Here is a 24,481-nt window from a genome sequence, read left to right as displayed (position 1 = left end):
GGCTTCAGCGCGGTGATGCCGCCGTCATGATGCGGCCTTCAGGCGTCGCAGCCCTTCTTCGATGCTCACCTGCGGCACGTAGCCGAAATCACGGCGCGCTGGCTCCATGCTGTACCAGTGGGGCGTGCACAGCTGCTCGGCCAGGAAGCGCGTCAGCGGTGGCTCGCCACGCAGGCGCAGCAGCGGCCACAGCCGCTCGCAGATCGCGCCGATCCGATACGCCGTCTTGAAGCTGATCGCCTTGTCCACGGTTGGAGCGCCCACCGCCTGCAGCAGCTTGTTGACCAGCTCGCGCATCGGCAGCGGTTCGCCATTGGAAATGAAGTACGCCTTGCCGGCGCAGGCCGCGCCCGGTGCCAGCGCCTCGAAGGCGAGGAAATGCGCGAGCGCGGCGTTGTCGATGTAAGTGGTATCGACCTTGTTGTTGCCATCGCCCACCAGGCGCAAACGGCCAGCGCGTGCACGATCGGCCAGACGCGGCACCAGCTGCTGGTCGCCCGGGCCCCAGATCAACCGCGGACGCAACGCCACAGTCGCCAGGCTCGCGTCATTGGCCGCCAGCACGCGCTGTTCGGCAATCGCCTTGGTCGCCGCGTAGGGCGCCTGGAAATCCTCGCCATACGGCACTTCGTCCGCACCCAGTCCTTCCACCGGGTGCGTGGCGCGGTGGGTCACGCTGGGCGTGGAGGTGTAGACCAGCCTGCCGATGCGATGCGCACGGCAGGCGGCGATGACGTTGTCGGTGCCGACCACGTTGGCCTGGTGGTAGCTGTCATAGCTGCCCCACGCACCCGCCTTGGCACCGTTGTGGAACACCGCATCGACGCCGGCCACCGCATGCAGCACCGCCTGCGGATCGGCCAGGTCACCGCGGATCTGGCCCACGCCCAGCGCCTGCAGTTGCGGGTAGTGGCTGCGGTTGAATGCCAGCACCTGGTGGCCACGTTCGACCAGGCCACGGCACAGCGCCTGGCCAAGGAAACCACCACCACCGGTGACCAGGATCTTCATGCGCGCTTCTCCAGTTCGGCGCGTGCCCAGACGGCGAGCTTCTCGCGGCCGATCTTGGCGTTGTGACGGATATCGACGGGGAACGCCGGATGCATCAGCACGTGTTCCAGCTTCATCTCGGGCAGACGCGCAGCGGCCGTGGCATGCAGCGCCTCGCGCAGAGCAGGGCTGTCGGACTGGCCACGCTGCAGCTCCACGCACAGCACCGGCACCTGCGCACCGGCCGCGCCGACGCCCACCAGCGCAGTGCGTGCCACGCCGGGTACGGTATTGAACACCGGCTCGACCTGTTCGGTGTACAGCGGTCCGTGGGCGGTTTCCACGCGATGGGTCTTGCGGCCACAGAACCACAGCCGTCCCTGCGCATCGAAGTAGCCGACATCGCCCATGCGATGCACGATGCGGACGCTGCCATCGACCAGGGTTTCGCTGATCTTCGCCGCCGCCGTCGCCTGCGGACGGTTGAAATAACTATCGGTGGCGGTCGGCCCGGCCACGGTGATCTCACCGATCTCGCCCACGGCCAGTACGCGCGCCTGCGACCAGTCCGGCAGCGGCGCATCGTCGATGGCGATGATGCGCACCTCGTTCGGTGCGACCACGCTGCCGACGCAGGTGCCGGCACCGCCCTCGGTGGCCGCGCGCGTACGCTCCAGCTCGCGCCCCTCGACCACCGCCACCGGCAGGCACTCGGTGGCGCCATACGGTGTCCAGAACTGGGCATTGGCCGGCAGCAGGCTGCGGATGGTGGCAACCACGTCCGGCGGCACCGGCGCACCGGCCGAGGTCACCCGGGTCACCGTCGGCAACGGCCGCCCGTGCCGCGCCAGCACCCGCATCAGTGCGGGCGAGCCGAACAGCTGGGTCACGCCGAAACGCTGGATAGCGTCATGCAGGCGCGCCGGGTCGGCCTGGGCCGGCCGGGTCGGGTCCATGTCCGGAATCACCGAGGTCAGGCCCAGTGCCGGATCGAACAGCGCAAACGGCGGGAAGGTCGGCAGGTCCACCCCACCCGCCTCCATGCCGAAGGCGCTGCCCAGCAGCTCGATCTGGCCGACGAAGTGGCGGTGGCGGTAGACCACACCCTTGGGCACGCCAGTGGAGCCGCTGGTGAACAGGATCGCCGCCGTGTCCTCGCCATCGGTGTCGGCCAGCATCGTGCCGCTGTGGGCGCCGGCACGCTCCAGCGCGGCCAGCGTGGTACCGCCCCAGCCCAGGCGGCGGCCGACGGTCACCAGGCGGGTCGCCGAAGGCGCCCAGCGCAGCGCCAGCCGCGCCACGTGGGCCAGCGGGATGCCGATGAAGGCCTGCGGCTGTGCCTCGTCCAGGCACTGCTTCAGCGCGCGCTTGTCGATGCCCGGATCGACCAGCACCGGCACCGCGCCCAGCTTGAACAGGGCGAACATCAACAGGAAGAACTCCGGCGACGGCCGCACCATCACCACCGTGCGCACCCCGCGGCCGATACCGTAACCGGCCAGGCCGGCCGCCATCGCATCGCTGCGGGCGTCCAGCTGGCGGTAATCCAGGGTCACGTCGTAGGCCGCCATGCCGTTGCCGGCGCCGCGGCGGCCGGGGCAGCGGATGGCGATCTGGTCGGGTCGTTCACGCGCCAGCTCGGGCAGCCGCGCGGCGATGTTGCAGGATCGGTTCATCCGTTCATTGTCGCCGCTTACGGAATTTCTTGCGCGGCGGCCGCCAGCGTGGAAAATCCGCATCCTCGTCCCTTTCCCGATGCCGCCCGAGGCGGCTTGCCCATGCAACATCCCTGCATGACCTGCGGCGCCTGCTGCACCCAGTACCGCGTGGCCTTCCACTGGATGGAATCGGACGAGGTCACCCCCGGCGGCGTGCCGCACCAGCTCACCGAGGTGCTCGACCCGCACCGTCTGTGCATGCGCGGCACCCATTCCAAGCCGGTGCGCTGCGTGGCGCTGGACGCCCAGATCGGCGTCTATTCGCGCTGCACGATCCACCCCAACCGCCCCAGCGTGTGCCGCGAGGTGGATGCATCGTGGGAGTACGGCAAGGCCAGCCCGCAGTGCGACAAGGCCCGCATCGCCTATGGGCTGGATCCGCTGACCCTGGCCGACTGGCGCTGGCGCGACGGCGCGGACAACGACGACGACCACCCGGACGACAACGGCAACAGCCCCTCGCCACAGGCGCCAATCGCCGCGTAGTGGTAGTGCCGGCCGCTGGCCGGCAACATCATGAACCCGGCGCGCATTGCGCGCTTGCCGGCCAGCGGCCGGCACTACCGGGATCCGACCCGGGAACCGATCAGATCGGGTTCGCGTCCAGGAACGCCCGGATCTCCGGCACCAGCACTTCATGCTTGTCTTCCAGCACGTAGTGGCCGGCATCCTCGAAGGCATGCACCTGCGCCTTCGGCAACCCCGCCTGGAAGCCCTTCAGGAAGTGGTGGTCGAACACGAAATCACGCAGGCCCCAGCCGAGGAAGGCCGGACGATCGGCGAACGACGGCAGCGCCTTGCCGGCGCGCTCCAGCAGTGACCACGCCTTGTCGGCCGGCGACAGCGGAATGTCCTGCATGAAGCGGATGGTGCTGATGCGGTTGGCGTAGCTGTTGTACGGCGACACGTAGGCGCGGCGCACATCGGCCGGCATCTTCCGCTCCACGCCCAGCCACGAGGCACCGGAGGAGAACGCATTGAAGGTGCGGATGATCCACTCGCCGATCTTCCAGTGCCGGCCCAGCGCGATCTGCCACGGCATCTTCTTGGCCGCCGGCATCGGGAACGCGGCGGTGTTGAGCACCACCAGGCGCTTGACCTGGTCGTGGTGCGACAGCGCCCAGCCGAAACCGATCATGCCGCCCCAGTCGTGCACGGCCAGCGTCACCGGGCCGGTGATGCCCAGATGCTTCAGCAGCGCATCCAGATCATCCACCCGCGACTGCAGCGTGTACTCGTAGCGGCTGTCGTCAGGCTTGTCCGACAGGCCCATGCCGATATGGTCCGGCACGATGCAGCGGTACCTGTCCGACAGGCCGGCCACCAGCGTGCGCCAGTAATAGCTCCACGACGGGTTGCCGTGCACCATCACCACCACTTCGCCATCGCGCGGGCCTTCGTCGAGATAGTTCATCGACAGGCCGGGGCGGACCTCGAAACGCTGCGGGTGGGCGGGGTAACCGGGAAGCTGGGACATCGGATCGCACCTGTAGAAAGGGCCGGTAGAACCGGCCCTTGGACACTTGGAAACATCATCGCTGTCCGTCGCGAGCGATTGGCTGGCAGGTGCGGACGGCGCGCAGCAGGTCAGCGGTGACTTTTTTACCAGACCACTTCGGCCATCGAGCAGTTCAGGCCCGAGCCGATGCCCAGAAGCGCGATGCGGTCGCCCTTCTTCAGCTTGCCCAGCTGCTTGAGCTTGCTCAGCACGATCGGCACCGAGGCCGGACCGATGTTGCCGTGCTCGCCGAAGATGGTCATGACCTTCTTCGGGTCGATGCCGAAATTCTTGATGAACGCCGCAGTGTGCGGCTGGCTGACCTGGTGGATGACGAACTGGTCCAGCTCTTCCACGGCCCAGCCCAGTGCGATCTTGGCGGCGGTGAAGGTCTTCTGGGCCAGCTTGATGCCCTCGATCAGCAGCATGCGGGTGTCGGTGACCATGCGGTCCAGGTTGCCCAGGCACAGCTGGTTCCACTCGGTGGCCGAGCGGGTCACGCCACCCTTGTAGCGCGGCGCGTCGGGCACCAGCTCCGAACGGGCCATCACCATCGCGGCTGCACCGGACCCGGTGGTCAGCGCCGCCAGCTCGTTGCGGAAGTCGTCAGCGGTGACGTCCGGCGCGGTCATCCGCTCCAGGGTCTTTTCGTACACCAGGTTGGCGGTCTCGCCATCCACCACCAGCGCATAGTCGATCTCACCGCGCTCAAGCATGCGCGCAGCGATGTCCATGCCGTTGATGAAGGCCAGGCAGGCATTGGCGACGTCGAAGGTCATGCACTCGTCGCTGACACCGAGGTTGCCGGACACGATGGAAGCCGTGGACGGCTCCAGGTAGTCACGGCTGACCGAGGTGTTGATCAACAGGCCCACCTGCGTCGCATCGATGCCTGCGTCTTCCAGCGCCTTGCGGCCAGCCATGGTGGCCGCATCGGACGCCAGGACGCCGTTGTCCCACAGGCGGCGCGCGTGGATGCCGGCGATGTCGCCGAGGACGTCGGTACGGATACCAAGGCGATCCAGCGTCGGCTGCAGGCGTTCGTTGATTTCCTTGGTCGTCAGCGTGTGCGGCGCATCAACGTGAGCCAGGCCGGCAATCGAGACATTCTTGAAGAGCATCGAGGTTAGCGCCAAGGCTCAGGCAAAGGGGGCGCTATTCTATAACCCCCCGGGCCTTCACCGCATCTTTACGAATTCAGCCTTGGCCGTATGGTGAAGGATTCAGCGCGGCGGGCACTGGAAGGCGGCGAAGCGCTGGCTGCCATCGGCAGGGGCCGCAGCGGCCTGCACGGCGTTGGCGCCGGTGGTCGGGGCCTCGTTGCGGGCCAGGGTTTCCAGCTCTTCCTGCACGCGCAGCGGGTTGCGGTTGTAGAAGCCGACCTTGCTCTTCACGGTCACCACCACTTCGCCCTTGGAGATGCAGCCGGCCGGTACCGGGCCTGCCGGCAGCACGCGGGTCGCCTTGCCGGCCGGTTCGATCGGCACCCAGGTGCAGGCGGTGACGGTGAGCAACAGGGACGACAGCAGCAGAACGCGCATGGGCAGGATCCTGGAAGGGAATGTCAGGAGTGTGCCTGAACCGTCTGAATCAGGGATAGCCGGAGAGGGCTGCGGTAGCGCCGGGCCATGCCCGGCGGTTCTTCGAAGGCGTCCAGATGCCGCGCTGCGCGCTCGCCGGGCACGGCCCGGCGCTACCACCAGAGGCCTGCCCGCCGGAGCGGGCAGGCACATCACTTACTTCTTGACCGGGTTGCCTTCGGCATCGATCACGGTCACTTCGCCCAGGTTCAAGGCGCGCACGGCCGCTTCGGTCTGCTTGAGGTCACCCACCACCACCCAGGTCAGCGCCTGCGGCTTGATCTCCGCTGCCGCCTGCTGCACCTGTGCCGGGGTCATCGCTTCGATCTCGGCCTTGCGGCGCAGCACGTAGTCGTCCGGACGCTTGAACTGCACGATCGTGCCGATGGTCGAGGCCACCGCGCTGGCGGTCTCGTAGGCGCCGGGCAGGCTCAGCGTCTGGATGTTGCGGATGCGCGCCACTTCCGCGTCGGTCGCCGGCTTGCTGCCGTTGGCGAACTCGGCGATCTCCTTGCGCATTTCCGCCATGGCCGGGCCGGTCTTGTCGATCTGCACCGGTGCCATCGCCATCCACGGGCGCTGGCCCACGGTGTTGCTGGCGCTGGTGCGGGCACCGTAGGACCAGTGCTTGTCCTCGCGCAGGTTCATGTTCAGGCGCGAAGTGAAGTCACCACCGATCACGCCGTTGGCGATGTCGAAGCGGGTCGAGCTGGCGTCGCTGGACGGCGGCACGACCTGGCCGGCGAACAGGTTGGCCTGCACCGCGCCCGGCTGGTCGATCAGGAACACGCGCGGGCTCTTCGGAAGCGCCACGGCGGTGGTGGCCTTGATCGTCGGCGCATCACCGGTGGCCTTCCAGTCGCCCAGCTGCTTGTCCAGCAGCGGCACGATCTCGGCCAGGGTGGTATCGCCCACCACGATCAGGGTGCCGTCCTGCGGGCGCAGCCAGTCGCGGTGGAAGTCAACCAGGTCCTCGCGGCCCAGGCTGCTGATCGCCGCTTCGTCACCGCTGCCGGTGAACGGGATCGCGTACGGGTGGCCCTTGCCGTACAGCAGCGGCGGCAGCACGCGCATCGCTACCGCACCCGGGTTGACCTTCTCCTGCTGGATGCCGGCGATCCAGGTCGCCTTGACCCGGTCGATCTCGCTCTGCTCGAAGCGCGGCTCGCGCAGCAGGCTGGCATACAGCGCCAGCGACGGCACCAGGTTCTCCTTCAGCGCGGACAGTTCCACATCCACCGAATCCAGGCCTGCGGACGCATCGAGATCCGCACCCAGCGCATCGGCTGCATCGGCGAAGGCCAGCGAGCCGAGCTTGCCGGCGCCTTCGGTCATCAGGCTCATGGTGAAGTTGGCGGTGCCCGGCTTGCGGCCCTGGTCGGCGGTGAAGCCACCCGGGAACTGGTAGCTGAACTGCACCACCGGAATCTCGTGGCGCTCGGCCAGCACCACCTGGGTGCCGTTCTTCAGCGTGGCGCGCTGCAGGGCCGGGAACTTCAGCTGCGGGAACTCGCGGGTCTGCGGCACGCCGGCCTTGCGGTCCACCTGCTCGGGCAGGGTGCTGTACCTGCTGTCGACCGCCGGCACGTTGAACGGCTTCGGCGCCTGCGAGGGGTCTTCCTTCAGCGCCACGCGTTCACCCGGCTCGACCACCAGGGTGTGGCTGCCCTTGTCCAGCCACTGCGCGCCCAGGCGCTTGAGGTCGGCAGCGGTGGCCTTGTCGATGTTGGCCAGCGAGGTGCGGAAGCAGCCCGGGTCGCCGGTGTAGACCGTGCACTCGGCCAGCGCATCGGCCTTGCCACCGAAGCCGCCGATGCGCTCGATGCCACGGATGAACGCCGCGCGCGAGCCGGTCTTGGCGCGTGCCAGTTCTTCGGCGGTCGGGCCCTCCTTGAGCAGGCGCTCGATTTCCTCATCGATGATCTTTTCGACCTTGGCCGGATCCTGGCCCTGCTTCACCGTGGCCATCACCATGAAGTTGGAACCCAGCTGCGAGGCGTAAGCGCCGGCGCTGATGTTGTCCACCAGTTTGTCCTGGTGCTGCAGGCGCTGGCTCAGGCGCGAGGACTTGGCGCCGCCGAGCACATAGGCCAGCAGCTGCAGCTGGTCGACGTCGGTGGTGCCGACCTGCGCCACGTTCCAGGCGCGGTAGATGCGTGCCTGCGGCACCTTGTCGGTCATCACCTCGCGGGTGTCGGCCAGCCGCTTGGCCACGTCCACCTTCGGCTGCGCCATGGTCGGGCCGGCCGGGATGCTGCCGAAGTACTTGGCGGCCTTTTCCTTGGCGGTGGCCAGGTCGATGTCACCGGCCAGCACCAGTACCGCGTTGTTCGGGCCGTACCAGGTGCGGAACCAGGTCTTGACGTCGTCCAGCGAGGCGGCGTTGAGATCGTTCATCGAGCCGATCACGCTGTGGTGGTACGGGTGGCCCACCGGATACAGCGCGCGGTTGAGCTGTTCCCACACCTGGCCATAGGGCTGGTTCTCGCCCTGGCGCTTCTCGTTCTGCACCACGCCACGCTGTTCGTCGAGCGCAGCCTGGTCGATCGCGCCCACCAGATGGCCCATGCGGTCCGATTCCATCCACAGCGCCATGTCCAGCGCGGTGGTCGGCACGTTCTCGAAATAGTTGGTGCGGTCGGTATTGGTGGTGCCGTTCTGGCCGGTCGCACCCACCTGCTTGAAGGGTTCGAAGTACTCGCCGTCGTGGTTCTCGCTGCTCTGGAACATCAGGTGTTCAAACAGATGCGCGAAGCCGGTGCGACCGGCGGGCTCGTCCTTGCTGCCGACGTGGTACCAGATGTTGACCGCAACGATCGGTGCCTTGCGATCGGTATGCACCACCACGCGCAGGCCGTTGGGCAGGGTGAACTGCTCGAACGGGATATCGACCTTGCTGGTCGCGGCCGGCTTGGCCGCCAGCGCGTAGGTCGGCGCGAGCGTGCCGAGGGCAGTACTGAGAGCAACAGCGAGCAGCGCGGCGCGCGGGCGCAGGGTGAGCGACATATCCGGGTCCTTGGTCACGAAGGTGAATCCCGATCCTAGCGCGGGCGTGCGGCCACCGGTATCGGCCACCAGTCACTGGGGGTGATCGGCCCCATCGGCCTTCGTGATTGGCCGTCCCCGGGTCACGAACGGTGGTGATTCACGTCCGGACAGTGTCCGCAGCCCCCCGAATGGACAGGTGTCCGCCCTGCGGACACTTTCGGTGAGTCATAAAACCCTTATGAATCAACGACTAAAAGTTGGCACGGGGATTGCTTCGTACTTCCTGCGCCAGGAAGGGCTTCAGACGAAAGCTGACTGAAGACTGAACAAAAGCAGGAAATCGAAAATTCCGCTTGCATCCCCAGAACTGGTGTTCTACCTTACTACCACACCACTGATCACCAACACTAAACAGGCCCCGTCATGAACGCCAAGACCATTGCCATCGCCATCGCCCTGATCGCCGGCACCGCGGTTGTTTCGTCGGTGCAGGCCTCCGAATCCATCAAGACCCTGTCCACCGTGCAGGTCCGCCCGGCCGCCGACCAGCTGGTCCAGCAGGCCTGGGAACAGGCCAGCGGCATCCCGACCCTGGCCACTGTCGAAGTGCGCCCCAGCGTCGACCAGCTGGCCGAGCGCGACGGCTTCATCGCCAGCCCGGTCGCCGCCGCGCTGCCGATCACCACCCTGGCCTCGGTTGAAGTGCGCCCGAGCCTGGAGCAGCGTGTCGCCCTGGCTGCCGAGCAGGAAGCCCAGCGCTACGCCGCCACCCTGGCAGCGGCCGCCACCAGCGTCGCCAACCAGGTGATCGTCAACCTGCCGGCCCTGCAGGTGCGTCCGAGCGCCGCCCAGCTGCAGGCCTTCGCTGCCGAAACCGCCCAGGTCCTGCTGCGCCCGTAAGCGACCTCCGCCCTGCCCCGCGCGGGGCGTGCGTCGTAAAGGCGGCCGCCGTCGCAGGTACACTGCGCCGATGAATGCCGCGCCCCAGTTCCACGTGATCCTGTTCCAACCGGAAATCCCGCCCAACACGGGCAATGTGATCCGGCTCTGCGCCAACACCGGCGCGCAGCTGCACCTGGTCGAGCCGCTCGGCTTCGCACTGGAAGACAAGCAGCTCAAGCGCGCCGGCCTGGACTACCACGAGTACTCGCGCCTGCAGGTGCATCCGGACCTGGACACTGCGCTGGCGCGGATCGCACCGAAGCGGTTGTTCGCCCTGAGTACGCGTGCCAGCGTCCGCTATGACAGCGTGGCGTTCGACGACGGTGATGCCTTCCTGTTCGGCCCGGAAAGTCGTGGCCTGCCGCAGGACGTGCTTGATGCCCTGCCCGATGGTCGCCGGCTGCGCCTGCCGATGCGGCCGGACAACCGCAGCCTCAACCTGTCCAACACCGTTGCGGTGGTGATGTACGAGGCGTGGCGCCAGCATGGGTTTGCCGGCGGCGCGTGAGGCCATGCTTCTCCCTTGCGCCCGATTGCTGAAGCGCGCGCATGCGTTCATGGGCGTTACTTTTCTTTCCGCGCGGAAAGAAAAGTAACCAAAAGAAACGCGCCGCCATCCGCGAGCCGGTGCTGCGCACCGGTACCCTGCGCTCCTCGGCCCGCCGGGGACGGCGCGGAACTCGCTGCGCTCAGACACCCGCGCCTCTCCGCCCCCGCCGGACCTGCGGTGCTCGGCTCGCTTCAAGGCGGACCCAACAGCCGCGCAGTAGATCCACGCCATGCGTGGATGTCTTCCGCCTGGATCATCAGTTGCGGGCGCCATGGCGTTACCTGGAACGCGTGCGATTGCCCACAGAAGAAAACTCCAGACCATCAATATCAGCATGCGTGCCGCACAATGCCAAACCCGTTGCCGTCGGGTCGATCCCGCCGGATGAGACTCTCAGCGCACCTGCATGTTGCTCGATAGCCACTGTGCCTAGTTCGGACTGATGAATCAGCTTTCCGCCCTCTGGCTTCATGTGCAGCACAAAGGAGCAGACGTGCTGCATCGCCTGGGTACTGTGCAGCTAAACCCTGTAGCCCAGTGATTCTTCGACAATCGACAGGCTGTCCCTGAATCCATCGCGGCAACTACGCCCGCTGCCCGGTTCGGTACACAGATCGCTCGCCTGCGAATAGCTGCCTGCCCATGCCCCATCATCCCTGTTGCCTCCCCACGCCATCTGCAGCACCGAGGCTTGGAAGAGCAGCGGGAGGCACAGCAGCCTTACAGAGGGATTGTTCTTCATTCAGCTTGCATCTCCGGATAGGCGTCCTTTGCCGCCCACCCTACTCGGCAACGCCGGCCAGCGGCCGGCACTACCGGTGCACTCAGAACGCGTTGATCCCGGTCAGCTCACGTCCGATCACCAGCTGGTGCACGGTCTCGGTGCCTTCATAGGTGATCACCGATTCCAGGTTCAGCGCATGGCGGATCGCCACGTGCTCGGTGGTGATGCCGGCGCCACCCAGCAGATCGCGACACTCGCGGGCGATGTCGATCGCCATGCGGCAGTTGTTCCACTTGGCCAGGCTGACCTGCTGCGGTTGCACCTGCCCGGCTTCCTTCAGTCGGCCGAGCTGCAACGCCAGCAGCTGCGCCATGGTGACGCGTCGGGCCATTTCGGCCAGCTTGATCTGCGCGCTCTGCGTGGCCGCCAGCGGACGGCCGAACAGCACGCGCTCCTTGGCATACCCCAGCGCTTCATCCAGGCAGGCGATGGCCGAGCCGATCGGGCCCCAGCTGATGCCGAAACGCGCCTGGGTCAGGCAGCCCAGCGGCCCCTTCAGCCCCTTAACGTTCGGCAGGCGGTGGCTGTCGGGCACGCGCACGTCGTCGAAGAACAGCGCGCCGGTCAGCGACGCGCGCAGGCTCATCTTGTGCTTGATTTCCTGGGTGGTGAAGCCGGGCATGCCCTTCTCCAGCACGAAGCCCTGGATGCCGTCTTCGGTCTGTGCCCAGACGATGGCCAGGTCGGCCACCGGCCCGCTGGTGATCCACATCTTGCTGCCGTTGATGCGCCAGTCGCTGCCATCGCGCACCGCGCGGGTCTTCATGCTGGCCGGGTCGGAACCGCCATGTGCCTCGGTCAGGCCGAAACAGCCGATCAATTCGCCGCGCGCCATCGCCGGCAACCATTCCCGGCGCTGTTCTTCGCTGCCGTAAGCAAAGATCGGGTACATGCACAGCGAGCTCTGCACCGACACGAAGCTGCGCAGGCCCGAATCACCCCGCTCCAGCTCCTGACAGATCAGCCCGTAACTGACCGCGCCAAGGTCGCCGCCGCCGTACTCGGCCGGCAGCGTGGCGCCGAGCAGCCCAAGCGCGGCGATCTCCGGCACCAGTTCCGACGGGAACCGTGCCTGGTCGAAGGCATCACCGATGATCGGCAGCACGCGCTCGTTGGTGAAGCGGGCCACGCTCTCCTGTACCGCGCGCTCTTCCTCGCTGAGCAGGGAACGGACATCGAACAGGTCGTACGGATCCAAAGCCATGGCACTCACACGCAGTCGGGACTGCCGCCATTGTCGGCCATCCGGGCGGAGTTGGTGTGCGGGTAGAGGCCGACCTTGGTCGGCGCTGGTGTTTCCGCTCACGCCAACCAAGGTTGGCACCTGCCAGACCACGCGCATTACGCTGCATTGCAGCAATTGCGATGTGAACATCGGCGATCTAGCTCGATCACGCCCGTCCCGGTACCCTGACACATTCAAACAACCGTTTCGCCCGTGGCTGCACGCGCGATTCCCAGGCAACCGCCGGTGGCCCCGATGCCGGCACTACCCACGAGTCATGCAATCGATGAGTGCTGAAGCCAACGCCCTGCCCCAGCGTGAAGTCATGGAATTCGACGTGGTCGTCGTCGGTGCCGGCCCGGCCGGCCTGGCCACCGCGATCCGCCTGCGCCAACGTGCGATCGACGCCGGCCGCGAACTGTCGGTATGCGTGCTGGAGAAGGGCTCCGAACCCGGCGCGCACGTGCTGTCCGGCGCGGTGATGGACCCGCGCGCGCTGACCGAACTGTTCCCGGACTGGGCCGAGCGCGGCGCACCGCTGAAGCAGAAGGTCACCCGCGACGAGTTCCTGTTCCTCAGCGAGACCGGCGCGCGCACCACCCCGCACGCGCTGTTGCCCGAGTGCTTCCACAACGAAGGCAACTACATCATCAGCCTGGGCGAGGTCACCCGCTGGCTGGCGCAGCAGGCCGAGGCGCTGGAAGTGGCGATCTTCCCCGGCTTCGCCGCCGCCGAAGTGCTGTACGGCGATGACGGCGCGGTGATCGGCGTGGCTACCGGCGACATGGGCATCGAAAAGGACGGCACGATCGGTCCGGCCTTCGAACGCGGCATGGCCCTGCATGCGAAGTACACGGTGTTCGCCGAAGGCGCGCGCGGCCACCTCGGCCGCCAGCTGATCAGCCGTTTCAAGCTGGACGAAGGCAAGGATCCGCAGGCCTACGGCATCGGCATCAAGGAACTGTGGCAGATCGACCCGGCCAAGCATGAGCCGGGCCTGGTGGTGCACGCCGCCGGCTGGCCGCTGGATACCGACACCTACGGTGGTGCCTTCCTGTACCACGCCGACGGCGGCAAGGTCGCCATCGGCTACGTGGTCGGCCTGGACTACAAGAACCCCTGGCTGAGCCCGTTCGAGGAATTCCAGCGCTTCAAGACCCATCCGTCGATCCGCAAGCATCTGGAAGGCGGCACCCGCATCGGCTACGGCGCGCGTGCGATCACTGCGGGCGGCCTGATGTCGCTGCCCAAGACCGTGTTCCCCGGCGGCGCCCTGGTCGGCTGCGAAGCCGGCTACCTCAACGTCAGCCGCATCAAGGGCAGCCATGCTGCGATCAAGACCGGCATGCTGTGCGCCGATGCCGCCTTCGACGCGCTGGTGGCCGATCGCCAGCACGATGAGCTCAGCGCCTACCCGGCCGCCTTTGAAACCAGCTGGCTGCACGACGAACTGAAGCTGTCCAAGAACTTCAAGCAGTGGTTCAAGAAGGGCCAGACCGTGGCCACGCTGATGACCGGCATCGAGCAGTGGCTGCTGCCGAAGCTGGGCGTGCGCAACCCGCCGTGGACCCTGCGCCACAGCATCCCGGACCACGCCTGCCTGGAGCCGGCATCCAAGCACACGCGCATTGCCTATCCCAAGCCCGATGGCGTGCTGACCTTCGACCGCCTCAGCTCGGTGTTCCTCAGCAGCACCAACCACGACGAGAACCAGCCCAGCCACCTGACGCTGAAGGATGCGAGCATCCCGGTGAAGGTGAACCTGGCCGAGTACGCCGGTCCGGAAGCGCGCTACTGCCCGGCGGGCGTGTACGAATTCGTCGGCGACGGCAACGATGCGCGGCTGCAGATCAACGCGCAGAACTGCGTGCACTGCAAGACCTGCGACATCAAGGATCCGACCCAGAACATCGTCTGGGTGACCCCGCAGGGCGGCGGCGGCCCGAACTACTCCGGCATGTGACCGGCGATGGGGCTGCGACGGCCGGTCGCAGCCCCACGGCGCGTGCGCCCGTTATCCTGCTCGCCCATGCGTGCCCTTCGTCTGCTTCCCGCTGTTGCCACGATCCTGGTCGCCAGTGCGTGCCAGCGCCCGCCCGCTGCGCCCAGCACGCCCGAACAAGCGCGCCAGCAGGCGATGCAGCGCGCGTTCGAACTGTGCGCGGGCTGCCATACCGTCAATGCCGGCGGCATCCACCGCTTCGGTCCCAACCTGCATGGGGTGATCGGCCGCCGTGCGGGCAGCCTGCCCGACTACGGATACTCGCAGGGCATGCGCCGCGCCGACTTCGTCTGGAGTGCGCAGACCCTGGACACCTTCCTGCAGTCGCCCACCCATCTGGTACCCGGCACGCGCATGTACAACGCCTTCCCGAGCGCCGAGCGTCGCACGCTGGTGATCGCTTACCTGCAGGAGCACGCGGCTCAGTGAGCCAGGCGCTGCAGCTGGTGCTGCAGGTGCGCCACGAACTCCCCGGCGTCGGCAACCGCCGATGCGACCTCTGCATCGCCCGCAGCCTGCAACCGTTCCACCAGCGCGTTGGCGCGATCGGCCAGGCCGCGTGCACCCACCGCCCCCAGCGCGCCGGCCTGCCGATGCAGGTGCAGCGCGGCCGTCACCCGGTCGCCTTCGTGCAGCGCGCGCTGCAGGGCCGCGATGTCCTCGTTGCTGGCCTTGACCAGGCTGTCGTGCAGCTGCCGGGCGATCTCGCGCGAACCGAAGCGCCGTTGCAGAGTCGCCAGGTCGGGTAGCCCCTCGTCGCCCTCGGGCTCATCGTCGCTGTCCACCGCGGCCTGCTCATCTTCAGCACCCTCGGCGCGCGGCAACCAGCGCAGCAGTGCCTGCCGCAGCGTCGCCAGCGACAACGGCTTGGCCAGCACGTCATCCATGCCGGCTTCGCGGCAGCGGCGTGCGTCATCGTCAAGCACGCTGGCGGTCAGCGCCAGCACCGGCATGCGCGGCTGGCCGTTGCGCCCCTCGCGCTCGCGCAGCAGGCGGGTGAAACCAAATCCATCCAGCACCGGCATGCGGCAGTCGGTGATGACCAGATCGAAGGATTCCTCCGCCAGCCGGTCCAGTGCCTGCTGCCCGTCATCAACCAGCACATGCGGCACGCCCAGCTGCTGCAGGCGCCAGGCCATCATCGCCTGGTTGGTGGGATGGTCTTCAATGATCATCACCCGTGCCTGGCGCAGATCAGGGGGCAGCAGCGCGATCTGCTGGTGCTCGGCCTGCAGCGCGATCACATCCTCGCTGCGCGCCTCCACCAGCGACAGCAGCACGTCAACCCGCGTTCCTTCGCCCAGCGTGCTTTCCAGCTTCAGTTCGCCGTCCATCTTCTGCACCAGGCGCCGGCAGATGCTCAGGCCCAGCCCGGTGCCCCCATGGTCGCGCTGGATGTACGCGCCGGCCTGGGTGAAGGGTTCGAACAGGGTCGGCAGCTGCTCCGGCGCGATGCCGATGCCGGTGTCGGTGACGCTCAGGCGCAGCGGCTGGCTGCCATCCTCGGCAGTAGGCCCCAACACTTCCAGCTGCAGCCGCACCGAGCCCTTCACGGTGAACTTGATGGCATTGCTGAGCAGGTTGAACACGATCTGGCGCAGGCGCACGCCGTCCACCTCATGGGCCTGTGCCAGCTGTTCGTCGATGTCCAGCTGCAGGTCCAGGCCACGCGCCGTGGCCTGCGGCAACAACAGTCGATGCACCCCCTCCAGCAGTGGCCGCACCGGCAGCGGCACCGGCTCCAGGCGCAGCGCGCCCGCTTCCATCCGCGAATAGTCGAGGATGTCGTCCAGGATCTGCCGCAGCATCTGCGCCGAGTCTTCGATCACGCCGAGGATGCGTTGCTGTTCGGCGTCCAGCGGCGAATGCGCCAGCACTTCCAGCATGCCCAGCACACCGCTCATTGGCGTGCGGATTTCATGGCTCATGGTGGCCAGGAAGCGAGATTTGGCTGCCGCAGCCTGCTCTGCTTCGACCTTCGCCGCGGCCAACGCGTCGGCCTGCGCGCGCGCTTGGCTCACGTCCACCCAGTAACCACTCCAGGTTACCGCGCCTGCTTCCGTTGAATACGGGTGCGCCTGGCTGCGCACCCAGCAGGGCGCGCTTCCGTCGCGGTGGATACGGAACTCGAAGGACAGCGGGGCGAAATTGCGCGCCGCCCGTTCCATCGCACGCAGCACCTTTTCGCGGTCGTCGGCATCGATGCATGCCAGCAGCGCCTGCCCGTCCGACTCCGCCTGCTGCCGGCTGATGCCGAACATCGACTGCACATCGCCGGCAATGAAGGGGAAGCTCAGGGTGCCGTCCGCTTCGCGCCGGGCCTGGTAGACGATGGCAGGCAGGTTGTCGGTCACCTCGGCCAGGCGCTGCTCCAGCTCGCGACGGCCAGCCACTTCGCGGCGCAACCGCCAGTGCCCCAGCCCATGCATTGCCACAGCAGTGGTCAGCACCAGCAGCAGGGGAAGGCCCCAGCGCAGCAGGGTGCGCCAGTCCACTCCATCGCGGTATTCCACCGACAACCAATCGCCGCGCAGGGCCTCGCGCCGGCGCGGCCCCATCTGCAGCAGCAGGCGGTCGAAGGTGGTGGCCAATGCCGCATGGCGGCGCTCCACCGCCAGCGCCAGCTGGTCGTTGAACCCGGCTGGCGCGGCCAGTTGCAGGCGCCCCGGGAAGCGGTTGCGCAGCAGCTGGTCGACCAGCGCCAGGTTGCCCACGTAGGCATCGGCCTCGCCATCGGCCAAGCGTTGCAGGGCCTGCTCGGCGCTGCGCGCGGCGACGATCTTCACCGACGGTGCCTGATGCTGCACGTAGCCACGGATGCGCTCGGGATCGGACAACAGCACGCGCTTGCCGTCCAGGTCCGACAGACCCAGCATCGACGGACTGTCAGTGCGGGTGACAATCACATTGGGAACGGTGATGAAGGGCTGGCTGAACACCCATTCCGGCCCGAGATAGTTCGAATCGGCAGGAATGCCGATCACCGCCTGCAGTTCTCCGCGACGCGCCTTCTCGCGCACCTCATACCAGTCATGGCTGTTTTCAACCTGCAGGTTGGCGCCGGCCTGCAGCAGGCGCTGCAGGTATTCGTTGGTCAGGCCACTGGGCTTGCCATTCCTGTCGGCAAACGACAGCGGCGCGGCGTTGGGCGCAAAGCCGATCTTCAAGGGTTGCTGCAGCACGCGTTTCTCGGCCTGGCTCAATGCCAGCTGCGCCGACGCCGACCACTGCGGCGGTGGCAGCCAGCGCTGCGCGAGGGCGTCACGCTGCGCTTCGCTGACGGCGGCAAGCGCCAGGTCCAGTGCCTCGGACAACGGCTGTTTGCTGTTGGGCACACCGAAATGCAACTGCTCCGGGGGCAGATCGCTGGGCCGCAGCAACGCCACACCCTTCAACCCGGTGGCGGCGATCAGTTCCGTCGCCACGTAGGCATTGCCGATGAAAATGTCGGCTTTGTCGTCTCTGACCATACGCAAGGCCGTCAGCGTGTTGTCTGCGACAAGTTGTCGTGCTCTTGGGAACCGCGCACGCACCTGCGGTCCGGTCATGAAGTCCTGCTCGACCACAACGCGCAGGCCATCCAGATCAGGTGCCTCCGAAGCACGCAGGTCCTGAGGACGTCCGACCATGGCCAGCGGTGCTTCGGCATAGGCGGCGGTATAGACCATGCAACGGGTACGCTCGGCGCTGAGCGCGATGTTCATCACCACGTCGATTTCGCCGCGACATGCCGCATCCAGCACAGAGGGCCAGTCCGCAAAACGGCGCGTCTCCACCTTCAGGCCAAGCTGCCGGGCCGAAAGCGTCAGGTAGTCCGGGCCGAGGCCCACCTGCTTCCCGTCCTGGATCGACTCAAAAGGAGGCCAGCCACTGTCATACTGTCCAACAACGACAACAGGATGTGCGGCCAGGTACTCGCGCTGCAGGGGGCTGAGCGGCAACGGCCCCGGCGTGGACGCAGGCTGGGCCAGCGCCGGCAGCGCCAGCAGGGTCGTCAACAGGATCAGTCCACGAGCCGCCCAGCTGCGCATCTGCAACGATCTCCTGGAAGTCCTGCCAGGGACCGCGACGGTCGCGGTCCGGCGTGCCGGTGGCCATACTAGAGCATGACCTTGCGCATCATCATCGCAGACGATCACCCCGTGGTCCGCATCGGTACCCGCGCCGTCATCGAATCCAGCGGCGTTGGCCGAGTCGTTGGCGAGGCCGACAACGCCCAGGCGCTGATGACCCTGCTGACGACCCAGCCCTGCGACCTGCTGGTCACCGACTACTCGATGCCTGGCAGCCCGCAGGCCGATGGCTTCGCCATGATCGGCATGATCCGCCGCCGCCATCCCGACCTGCCGGTGCTCATGCTCAGCGTCTCCAACAACCTGGCGATCCTGCGCATGGTGCTCGACAGCGGCGTGCTCGGCCTGGTCGACAAGAGTTCGTCGATGGATGAACTGCCGCAGGCGATCCAGGCGGTCTATCGCGGCCAGTCCTACATCAGCCGCAGCCTGCGCGAGCGGGTGGAGGAAGCCGGCAGCTGGCGCATGCGCGAGGGTGACGGCAAGCCGTTGTCGCCGCGCGAAGTGGAGGTGCTGCGGCTGCTCGGCACCGGCATGACGGTCAAGGAAATCTCGCTGCAGCTGCACAAGAGCGTCAGCACCATCAGCCGCCAGAAGGGTGACGCCATGCTCAAGCTCGGGCTGAAGGGCGACGCGGAGCTGTTCGACTACCTGCGCGACGGCAGGATCTGAGACACCGTTCGCAGTTCTCTGGCGGGAGGCTCCTCCCTGCCCCCTGTGATCGCCGTCGCATCTGTGCCATCATCCGCGTCGATGGGTTTTCCTATGCGAGGTCGAAGGAATCGACCGGCTCATCACGACGTTCCCCCTCATCGAGGGCGGGGCGTGTTCTGCGTTGGCCTTCCTGCCCGACGCCCGCAAACCATGGAGAGGTGCATGAAGATCCTTCCGGAATCCCGCTTGGCCCGTGTCCGCCCACGCCTGTGTGCGACGTTCGCCGGCCTGCTCGTTGCGCTGCTTGCCAGTGCCTGCACCCCCTCGCCTTCGACCGCGTCACCACAGGGCGCCACCGCGCCACGACAGGATGTTGCCCCGATGCAGAGCTCCGCCACACCCGCCACCACGGCCACCGCCACGCCCCCCGATGCCGGCAGCGTGCTGTATTTCATCTACGACGTCGACGGCGATGGCGCCGTTTCGTATGAAGTAGCCAATGGCAGTGTCGCCACCTTCTGGTTCGGCCATGCCTTCGAACTGGCCGGCACCCGCTATTACACCGGCTTTGCCTGGAACACACCGCAGAAGTACGGCAAGCCCGGCGAAGACGAAGCCGGTCCGGACAGCCAGGTCACCCTGACCGAGGCCACCTTCACCCTGACCGGCGACAAGCCGGATCGTCCCTGGGTGTTCAAGGGCGCCGAACCGTGGATCGGTACCGTCGGCGCCTATGGCACCGCGCCGGACATCGACAGCAAGCGCAAGCCGCTGGAATACCGCACTCCGGCCGGCAAGCTGGTGCTGGCGGTGCCGACCAGCACCTTCGCTACCGGTACCAGCATCGAAAGCTACACCGTGCTGGTATTCAACCCGGACTACGAGAAGTCCGAAGACGGCCAGGTCTGGGCCAGCGCGGGCACGGTGATCACCGGCGAAGACAATTCAGCCGCCTGCGACGAGGGCCAGGTGATGCCGTGCGTCAGCAACCGGGGCGCACTGGCCTTCAGCGCCGTCGCCGGCAGCGACCTGCCCACCATCACGGTCACCGCCACCGGCACCACCATTTCCGGCCCGGGCCAGACCCGTGCGCTGGGTGCGGCCGACGCGCGCCAGTACCACTACGACGCCGCCCGCAAGGCCTACGTCGAAAAGTAAGACGCACCACCCCGCAGCACCTGTTGACCGACATGTTGAAGACTCACGGATGAGTCCGGTTGGCGTATCGCGGCAAAGGCCGCTCCATCAACCCCAGAGGAAGTGTCATGGCACAACGTGACTACAGCAAAAAGGAAGTTCTCGACATCATCGAGCAGGTTGCACAGCGCAAGGGCATCGCCAGCGAGGACTTCCTGCGCTTTGCCCACATCGAGACCGGTGGCCGCTTCAACGAGCGCGCGCACAACGACAAGACCGATGCCAAGGGCCTGTTCCAGTTCCTGCCGTCGTCGGCCAAGCAGTACGGCCTGACCGGCCACGAGTACGACCCGACCCGCAACACCGAAGCGGCAGCGGAGATGTTCAAGCGCAACCTGGTGGACATGGAAAAGCGCCATGACCGCACCGGCCATCCCTACCTGTCCGGTGATGACAAGCCGAGCGGCCTTGACCTGTATCTGGCACACCAGCAGGGTGCCGCCGGCTACGGTTCGATCCAGACCGCGATCGCCACCGGCACGTTCGGCGTGGTGCGCGACGGCCACGGCGATCCGATCAACATGCGCCCGCGCATCATGGGCCAGATCGGCAGTGACGTCGAAGCGCTGACCGGGCATACGCGCGCCGAGATGCGCACGATGAATGATCGTGACCTGGCCAGCACCTTCGCCCAGTACTACGACCGCAAGTACGACGCGATCAGCATCCCGGAAAAGAACATCGCGCCGATCACCGAGGCCCAGGCGCGTCCGGCGCCGGTGCAGGCCGCACCGACGCAGACCGTGCCCCCCGCCGCGCAGGCGGCCGTCGCCGCCGGTGCCGCAGCCATCGCCGCTACCGCCACGGCTGCTGCCGCCAAGCCCGATGCACCCGGCATTTCGCTGGATGCGGCCTACAACGCCGGCGTGAAGTACGACAACGTCAAGTACGCGATCAACATCGAATCCAGCCAGTACTACCGTGGCAAGGGTGTCACCGGCAAGAACGTCGAGCAAGGCTACATCGACTGCTCCGGCTGGGTCGGCACGATGCTCAACAAGACCCAGGATGAGATCAACCAGAAGGCCGGCCATGCGGTGTTCGCCGACGCCGACAAGATCAAGCTGGGCTTCGCCGGCTCCGGCGGTATCGTGCATGACGCCTACAAGGACTCCGGCGTGCTGCTCAAGCGCGACGACATCCTCAAGCCGGGTGCGCTGAAGGAAGGCATGGTGATCGGCCTGGATACGGCCAAGACCAAGCACGAGCACTGGAATGGCATCGACCACATCGTGATGGTGGTGCGAGACCCGAACACCGACAAGCTGCTGATCAGCCAGTCCACCGGCAAGCTGGGCGTGCATACCATGCCGGTGGAGGATTACCTCAAGCAGGTAAAGGACCACCCCAACTGGAAGCTGTTCGCCTCCGATCCGCTGCACCAGGCACGCGATCTGCTGGAAAACCGCAGCCAGGCGCACGAGCAGGCGCAGGCCAAGGGCGCCGCCGAGCCGAAGCCGTCCCCGCAGGAAAAGCCGCAGACCAGCAACGAAGTGCATAAGCAGGGTGCGCACGGCGAGGATGTGCGCAGGGCGCAGGAACAGCTGGGCCACCTGGGGTATGTGGGTGCCGACGGCAAGCCGCTGGTCGAGGATGGAAAGTTCGGTCGCAACACCGAGGCTGCCGTGCGCCAGCTGCAGAAGGACAACGGTCTGGCAGTGGACGGCATCATCGGCCCGAAGACGCTGGATGCGATCAAGGACGCGCGCGAGCGCCCGCTGCTCAATGACGAGCGCCATCCGCAGAACCCGATGTACAACCAGGCCGTGAAGGGCATGGAAGGCCTGCCGGCGGGCACCTTCAAGGACCGCCATGCACTGGAGGCCGCCGCCGCTGCACTGACCAAGGAAGCGCAGGCCAGCGGCATGCAGCGCATTGATTCGGTGGTGCCCAGCACCAACGGCGAGCGCATGTTTGCCGTGCAGGGCACCGCCGGTGACCCGGCTGCCTGCCGCGCGGCGGTGGACACCCGTGCGGCCAGCGAGCAGAGCATGGCACTCAGCAGTGGTGCGGTGCACGGTGCACCGAATGTCCTGCAGCAGCAGGACGCCCAGCAGGAGCAGGTGAAGCAGGCCCAGCGCGCCATGGGCCACTGAGCCAGGCCAGGCAGGGGAAGCCAGGGGAAGGGCCGCGTACTGCGGCCCTTTTCCTTTCTGGCAGCTGAGCGGCCGCCGCGCTTTCAGCCTCGCTTCATGCCGCCTGACGCTAGATGAATGCGCAAGCCGCACGGGGATCGCGCGCAATGTTCCGGCAATGTCCGGGCACCAGCGTGGTCCCTACGGCAGCCGGGGCGCCCAGCGCCCTCCCTGCCCACCGTGGCATGCACCTCACAGGAGAACCCAACATGCTCAGCACTTCCGCACTCAGCTTCCGTGGTCTGGCGATGGCCCTGGCACTTCTTGCCGGCGTGGCCGTGGTCAGTGATGCCAGCGCGATGTCGAGGAAGGACAAGCGCACCGTGGTCGGTGCCGTCGTCGGCGGCGTGGCGGGTCACCTGATCTCCAACGGCGACCCGGCTGCCACCGTCGGCGGCGCGGTTGCCGGCGGCGCCATCGGCAACCTGACCACCTCCGACCGCCATGATCGACGCTACGACGGGCGCTATGACCGTCGCTACGATCGCCGTTATGACCGTGGCTACAACCGCGGCTATGGCTACGACCGCCGCGATGACCGTCGCTGGCAGCGCGAGCGCCATGACAACCGCTACTACCACGACCGCGGCCGCCATCGCGGCTGGTAAGCGCGCCGGCCACAGGCCGCACGTGGCGTCCCTGACGGGCGGGTCGATGACCCGCCCGTTTGCGTCTGTGGCGTCCATGGCGTTGAATGCGCAGCCTTGGATGTTCCATTACTCACCAGCGGCCGTGGCATGACTTCTTCCCCCCATCGCGTGCAGGGCCTCAACAACGACGAGGTCGCCGCCGACTGGCCGGCGATCGACGCCCAGGAGATCACCTGGCTGCGTGGCCACTTTCCGCAGCTGGGCGCGGACAGCACGCTGCGCTGGCACAGCCCGCGTCCGTTGTCGGCCGCGGCCATCGTCGACGGCACCGGCGGTCCGGTCTTCATCAAGCGCCACCACCACAGTGTGCGCAGCGCTGGAAGCCTGGAAGAAGAACACCGTTTCATCGCGCATCTGGCAACTGCCGGCATGCCGGTGGTGCAGGTGCTGGCCAGCAACGACGGCCGCACCGCACTTGAACACGGCCCGTGGACCTACGAACTGCATGCGGTGGGCGCCGGCAAGGACCTGTATCGCGAACTGCCGTCATGGTCACCACTGACCGACATTGCCCAGGCCCACGAGGCAGGGCGCGTGCTGGCCACGCTGCACCGCGCGGCCGCCAGCTACCACGCCCCGCAGCGCAGTACCCATCTGCTGGTGGCACGCGACGACCTGATCCGCGCCGATGACCCGATCGCCGCGCTGAAGGCCGACCTCGGCAACCGCCCCGGGTTGGCCCGCTACCTGGCGCGCATTCCCTGGGAAGAACAGCTGCGCCGCGATGTGCTGCCGTGGCACCACGGCCTGGCCGCGCGCCTGCAGGACGAACCTCGGCTGTGGGCGCACAACGACTGGCACGTCTCCAACCAGCTGTGGAACGACGACGGCACGATTGCCACGGTGCTCGATTTCGGCCTGGCCTCGCCCACCAGCGCGCTGTTCGACCTGGCCACCGCGATCGAACGCAACGCGGTGGCCTGGCTGCAGCTGGAGCGCGGCACCGATGCTGTTCGCATCGACATCGCCCTGGCCCTGCTGGACGGCTATCGGCAGGAACTGCCGCTGTCGCCCACGCGCGTGCACCTGCTGGCCGACCTGCTGCCGATGGTGCATTTCGACTTCGCTCTGTCCGAAGTGGAGTATTTCGAGGGCGTCACCGGATCGACCGCGAACGCCGATGTGGCCTGGCAGCCGTTCATGCTCGGGCATCCGGCGTGGTTCGCCACGGCCCCCGGCCAGGCCCTGCTGGCGGCCCTGCACGCCGCCGCGTGAGCCGCGAGCCACCAAACACGCGGGGTACTCAGTAGATCGACGCCATGCGTCGATGATGCGCTCGGCCGGGGTCAGATCCCTTTCCGCTGGAAAGGGATCTGACCCCGGCTGAAGGGCGGTAGCTCGCAAATCCGTACCATTTGTAGTGAAATGGTCACCTGAAGCGGGGGTGCCTGGATCTGCCAGGCTGAGAGAGTCCCTTGGAACCTGATCCGGTTTGCACCGGCGTAGGGAGCTTTGAGCCGCAGCCACACCCCCGTCATGGGCCGGTGCACCTGCG

At 67.1% G+C, this 24,481-nt stretch carries 18 protein-coding genes and 1 riboswitch; of the genes, 10 read left to right on the top strand and 8 right to left on the bottom strand.

Annotated elements, in window-relative coordinates; genetic code table 11:
• Positions 1 to 24: 24 nt before the first annotated feature.
• Both oleD and oleC read right to left on the bottom strand, forming a co-directional pair.
• Positions 25 to 1,011, bottom strand: a complete 987-nt coding sequence (oleD, locus tag BW38_RS02420; protein ID WP_032978103.1) for a 2-alkyl-3-oxoalkanoate reductase — start codon at positions 1,009 to 1,011, stop codon at positions 25 to 27.
• A complete protein-coding gene (gene oleC / locus BW38_RS02425; RefSeq protein WP_032978101.1) occupies positions 1,008 to 2,666 on the bottom strand; it encodes an olefin beta-lactone synthetase in 1,659 nt (552 codons plus the stop codon). Before oleC ends, oleD begins: the two co-directional genes overlap by 4 nt.
• A gap of 102 nt (positions 2,667 to 2,768) precedes the next feature.
• Between oleC and BW38_RS02430 the strand changes: the two genes are divergently transcribed.
• The gene (locus tag BW38_RS02430; RefSeq protein ID WP_025875849.1) at positions 2,769 to 3,194 is read left to right on the top strand and encodes a YkgJ family cysteine cluster protein; all 426 of its coding nucleotides are present in this window, start codon (positions 2,769 to 2,771) and stop codon (positions 3,192 to 3,194) included.
• A gap of 100 nt (positions 3,195 to 3,294) precedes the next feature.
• On the opposite strand, the gene BW38_RS02435 is transcribed toward BW38_RS02430, so the two are convergent.
• The 4 genes from BW38_RS02435 to BW38_RS02450 all read right to left on the bottom strand — a co-directional run bounded on the left by BW38_RS02435 (position 3,295) and on the right by BW38_RS02450 (position 8,792).
• Positions 3,295 to 4,185, bottom strand: coding sequence for an alpha/beta fold hydrolase (locus BW38_RS02435; protein ID WP_032978099.1), 891 nt, complete (start codon positions 4,183 to 4,185; stop codon positions 3,295 to 3,297).
• 125 nt (positions 4,186 to 4,310) lie between these two features.
• Positions 4,311 to 5,327, bottom strand: coding sequence for a 3-oxoacyl-ACP synthase III (locus tag BW38_RS02440; RefSeq protein ID WP_025875853.1), 1,017 nt, complete (start codon positions 5,325 to 5,327; stop codon positions 4,311 to 4,313).
• 102 nt (positions 5,328 to 5,429) lie between these two features.
• Positions 5,430 to 5,747 (bottom strand): DUF4156 domain-containing protein, encoded by a 318-nt coding sequence (locus tag BW38_RS02445; protein ID WP_025875855.1) that lies wholly within the window; start codon positions 5,745 to 5,747, stop codon positions 5,430 to 5,432.
• A 195-nt stretch (positions 5,748 to 5,942) separates the two neighbouring features.
• A complete protein-coding gene (locus tag BW38_RS02450; protein WP_032978097.1) occupies positions 5,943 to 8,792 on the bottom strand; it encodes a pitrilysin family protein in 2,850 nt (949 codons plus the stop codon).
• Positions 8,793 to 9,197: 405 nt separating this feature from the next.
• Here BW38_RS02450 and BW38_RS02455 point away from each other — a divergent pair, with 405 nt between their 5' ends.
• Together BW38_RS02455 and BW38_RS02460 are read left to right on the top strand one after the other, a co-directional pair.
• Complete coding sequence (locus BW38_RS02455; RefSeq protein ID WP_025875859.1) at positions 9,198 to 9,674, top strand: hypothetical protein; 477 nt, start codon at positions 9,198 to 9,200, stop codon at positions 9,672 to 9,674.
• 70 nt (positions 9,675 to 9,744) lie between these two features.
• The gene (locus BW38_RS02460; protein WP_032978095.1) at positions 9,745 to 10,224 is read left to right on the top strand and encodes a tRNA (cytidine(34)-2'-O)-methyltransferase; all 480 of its coding nucleotides are present in this window, start codon (positions 9,745 to 9,747) and stop codon (positions 10,222 to 10,224) included.
• An 866-nt stretch (positions 10,225 to 11,090) separates the two neighbouring features.
• Here BW38_RS02460 and BW38_RS02465 read toward each other — a convergent pair.
• Positions 11,091 to 12,254, bottom strand: a complete 1,164-nt coding sequence (locus BW38_RS02465; protein WP_032978094.1) for an acyl-CoA dehydrogenase family protein — start codon at positions 12,252 to 12,254, stop codon at positions 11,091 to 11,093.
• A 307-nt stretch (positions 12,255 to 12,561) separates the two neighbouring features.
• Here BW38_RS02465 and BW38_RS02470 point away from each other — a divergent pair, with 307 nt between their 5' ends.
• Both BW38_RS02470 and BW38_RS0120945 read left to right on the top strand, forming a co-directional pair.
• Positions 12,562 to 14,238, top strand: coding sequence for an electron transfer flavoprotein-ubiquinone oxidoreductase (locus BW38_RS02470; protein ID WP_032978093.1), 1,677 nt, complete (start codon positions 12,562 to 12,564; stop codon positions 14,236 to 14,238).
• A gap of 66 nt (positions 14,239 to 14,304) precedes the next feature.
• Complete coding sequence (locus BW38_RS0120945; RefSeq protein ID WP_032978091.1) at positions 14,305 to 14,706, top strand: c-type cytochrome; 402 nt, start codon at positions 14,305 to 14,307, stop codon at positions 14,704 to 14,706.
• Here BW38_RS0120945 and BW38_RS02475 read toward each other — a convergent pair.
• Positions 14,700 to 18,308, bottom strand: coding sequence for a transporter substrate-binding domain-containing protein (locus tag BW38_RS02475; RefSeq protein WP_032978089.1), 3,609 nt, complete (start codon positions 18,306 to 18,308; stop codon positions 14,700 to 14,702). The two genes, BW38_RS0120945 and BW38_RS02475, sit on opposite strands and share 7 nt — an antisense overlap.
• A gap of 75 nt (positions 18,309 to 18,383) precedes the next feature.
• Here BW38_RS02475 and BW38_RS02480 point away from each other — a divergent pair, with 75 nt between their 5' ends.
• From BW38_RS02480 to BW38_RS02500, 5 genes are all read left to right on the top strand, one after another.
• On the top strand, positions 18,384 to 19,022 hold the full coding sequence (locus BW38_RS02480; protein WP_025875871.1) for a response regulator transcription factor: 639 nt from the start codon (positions 18,384 to 18,386) through the stop codon (positions 19,020 to 19,022).
• A gap of 204 nt (positions 19,023 to 19,226) precedes the next feature.
• Entirely contained in the window at positions 19,227 to 20,162 is a 936-nt protein-coding gene (locus tag BW38_RS02485) for a hypothetical protein (RefSeq protein WP_032978087.1), read from the top strand.
• Between the two features lie 107 nt (positions 20,163 to 20,269).
• Complete coding sequence (locus BW38_RS02490) at positions 20,270 to 22,297, top strand: peptidoglycan-binding protein (RefSeq protein ID WP_032978086.1); 2,028 nt, start codon at positions 20,270 to 20,272, stop codon at positions 22,295 to 22,297.
• 248 nt (positions 22,298 to 22,545) lie between these two features.
• A complete protein-coding gene (locus BW38_RS02495) occupies positions 22,546 to 22,944 on the top strand; it encodes a glycine zipper 2TM domain-containing protein (RefSeq protein WP_025875877.1) in 399 nt (132 codons plus the stop codon).
• Positions 22,945 to 23,073: 129 nt separating this feature from the next.
• On the top strand, positions 23,074 to 24,201 hold the full coding sequence (locus tag BW38_RS02500; protein ID WP_032978084.1) for a phosphotransferase: 1,128 nt from the start codon (positions 23,074 to 23,076) through the stop codon (positions 24,199 to 24,201).
• Between the two features lie 155 nt (positions 24,202 to 24,356).
• A riboswitch (TPP riboswitch) is annotated at positions 24,357 to 24,452 on the top strand.
• Positions 24,453 to 24,481: the final 29 nt, after the last annotated feature.

Origin of the sequence: Stenotrophomonas sp. RIT309 (assembly GCF_000632045.1) — a bacterium.
GTDB lineage: Bacteria > Pseudomonadota > Gammaproteobacteria > Xanthomonadales > Xanthomonadaceae > Stenotrophomonas > Stenotrophomonas indicatrix.
Note: the sequence above shows the minus strand (reverse complement) of the source record. Positions and strands in the feature narration are given on the sequence as shown.

Bases quoted from the DNA above. Each gene is read 5' to 3' on its own strand.
- oleD (WP_032978103.1), bottom strand. From the start codon at position 1,011: ATGAAGATCCTGGTCACCGGTGGTGGTGGTTTCCTTGGCCAGGCGCTG.
- oleC (WP_032978101.1), bottom strand. From the start codon at position 2,666: ATGAACCGATCCTGCAACATCGCCGCGCGGCTGCCCGAGCTGGCGCGT.
- BW38_RS02430 (WP_025875849.1), top strand. From the start codon at position 2,769: ATGCAACATCCCTGCATGACCTGCGGCGCCTGCTGCACCCAGTACCGC.
- BW38_RS02435 (WP_032978099.1), bottom strand. From the start codon at position 4,185: ATGTCCCAGCTTCCCGGTTACCCCGCCCACCCGCAGCGTTTCGAGGTC.
- BW38_RS02440 (WP_025875853.1), bottom strand. From the start codon at position 5,327: ATGCTCTTCAAGAATGTCTCGATTGCCGGCCTGGCTCACGTTGATGCG.
- BW38_RS02445 (WP_025875855.1), bottom strand. From the start codon at position 5,747: ATGCGCGTTCTGCTGCTGTCGTCCCTGTTGCTCACCGTCACCGCCTGC.
- BW38_RS02450 (WP_032978097.1), bottom strand. From the start codon at position 8,792: ATGTCGCTCACCCTGCGCCCGCGCGCCGCGCTGCTCGCTGTTGCTCTC.
- BW38_RS02455 (WP_025875859.1), top strand. From the start codon at position 9,198: ATGAACGCCAAGACCATTGCCATCGCCATCGCCCTGATCGCCGGCACC.
- BW38_RS02460 (WP_032978095.1), top strand. From the start codon at position 9,745: ATGAATGCCGCGCCCCAGTTCCACGTGATCCTGTTCCAACCGGAAATC.
- BW38_RS02465 (WP_032978094.1), bottom strand. From the start codon at position 12,254: ATGGCTTTGGATCCGTACGACCTGTTCGATGTCCGTTCCCTGCTCAGC.
- BW38_RS02470 (WP_032978093.1), top strand. From the start codon at position 12,562: ATGAGTGCTGAAGCCAACGCCCTGCCCCAGCGTGAAGTCATGGAATTC.
- BW38_RS0120945 (WP_032978091.1), top strand. From the start codon at position 14,305: ATGCGTGCCCTTCGTCTGCTTCCCGCTGTTGCCACGATCCTGGTCGCC.
- BW38_RS02475 (WP_032978089.1), bottom strand. From the start codon at position 18,308: ATGCGCAGCTGGGCGGCTCGTGGACTGATCCTGTTGACGACCCTGCTG.
- BW38_RS02480 (WP_025875871.1), top strand. From the start codon at position 18,384: ATGACCTTGCGCATCATCATCGCAGACGATCACCCCGTGGTCCGCATC.
- BW38_RS02485 (WP_032978087.1), top strand. From the start codon at position 19,227: ATGAAGATCCTTCCGGAATCCCGCTTGGCCCGTGTCCGCCCACGCCTG.
- BW38_RS02490 (WP_032978086.1), top strand. From the start codon at position 20,270: ATGGCACAACGTGACTACAGCAAAAAGGAAGTTCTCGACATCATCGAG.
- BW38_RS02495 (WP_025875877.1), top strand. From the start codon at position 22,546: ATGCTCAGCACTTCCGCACTCAGCTTCCGTGGTCTGGCGATGGCCCTG.
- BW38_RS02500 (WP_032978084.1), top strand. From the start codon at position 23,074: ATGACTTCTTCCCCCCATCGCGTGCAGGGCCTCAACAACGACGAGGTC.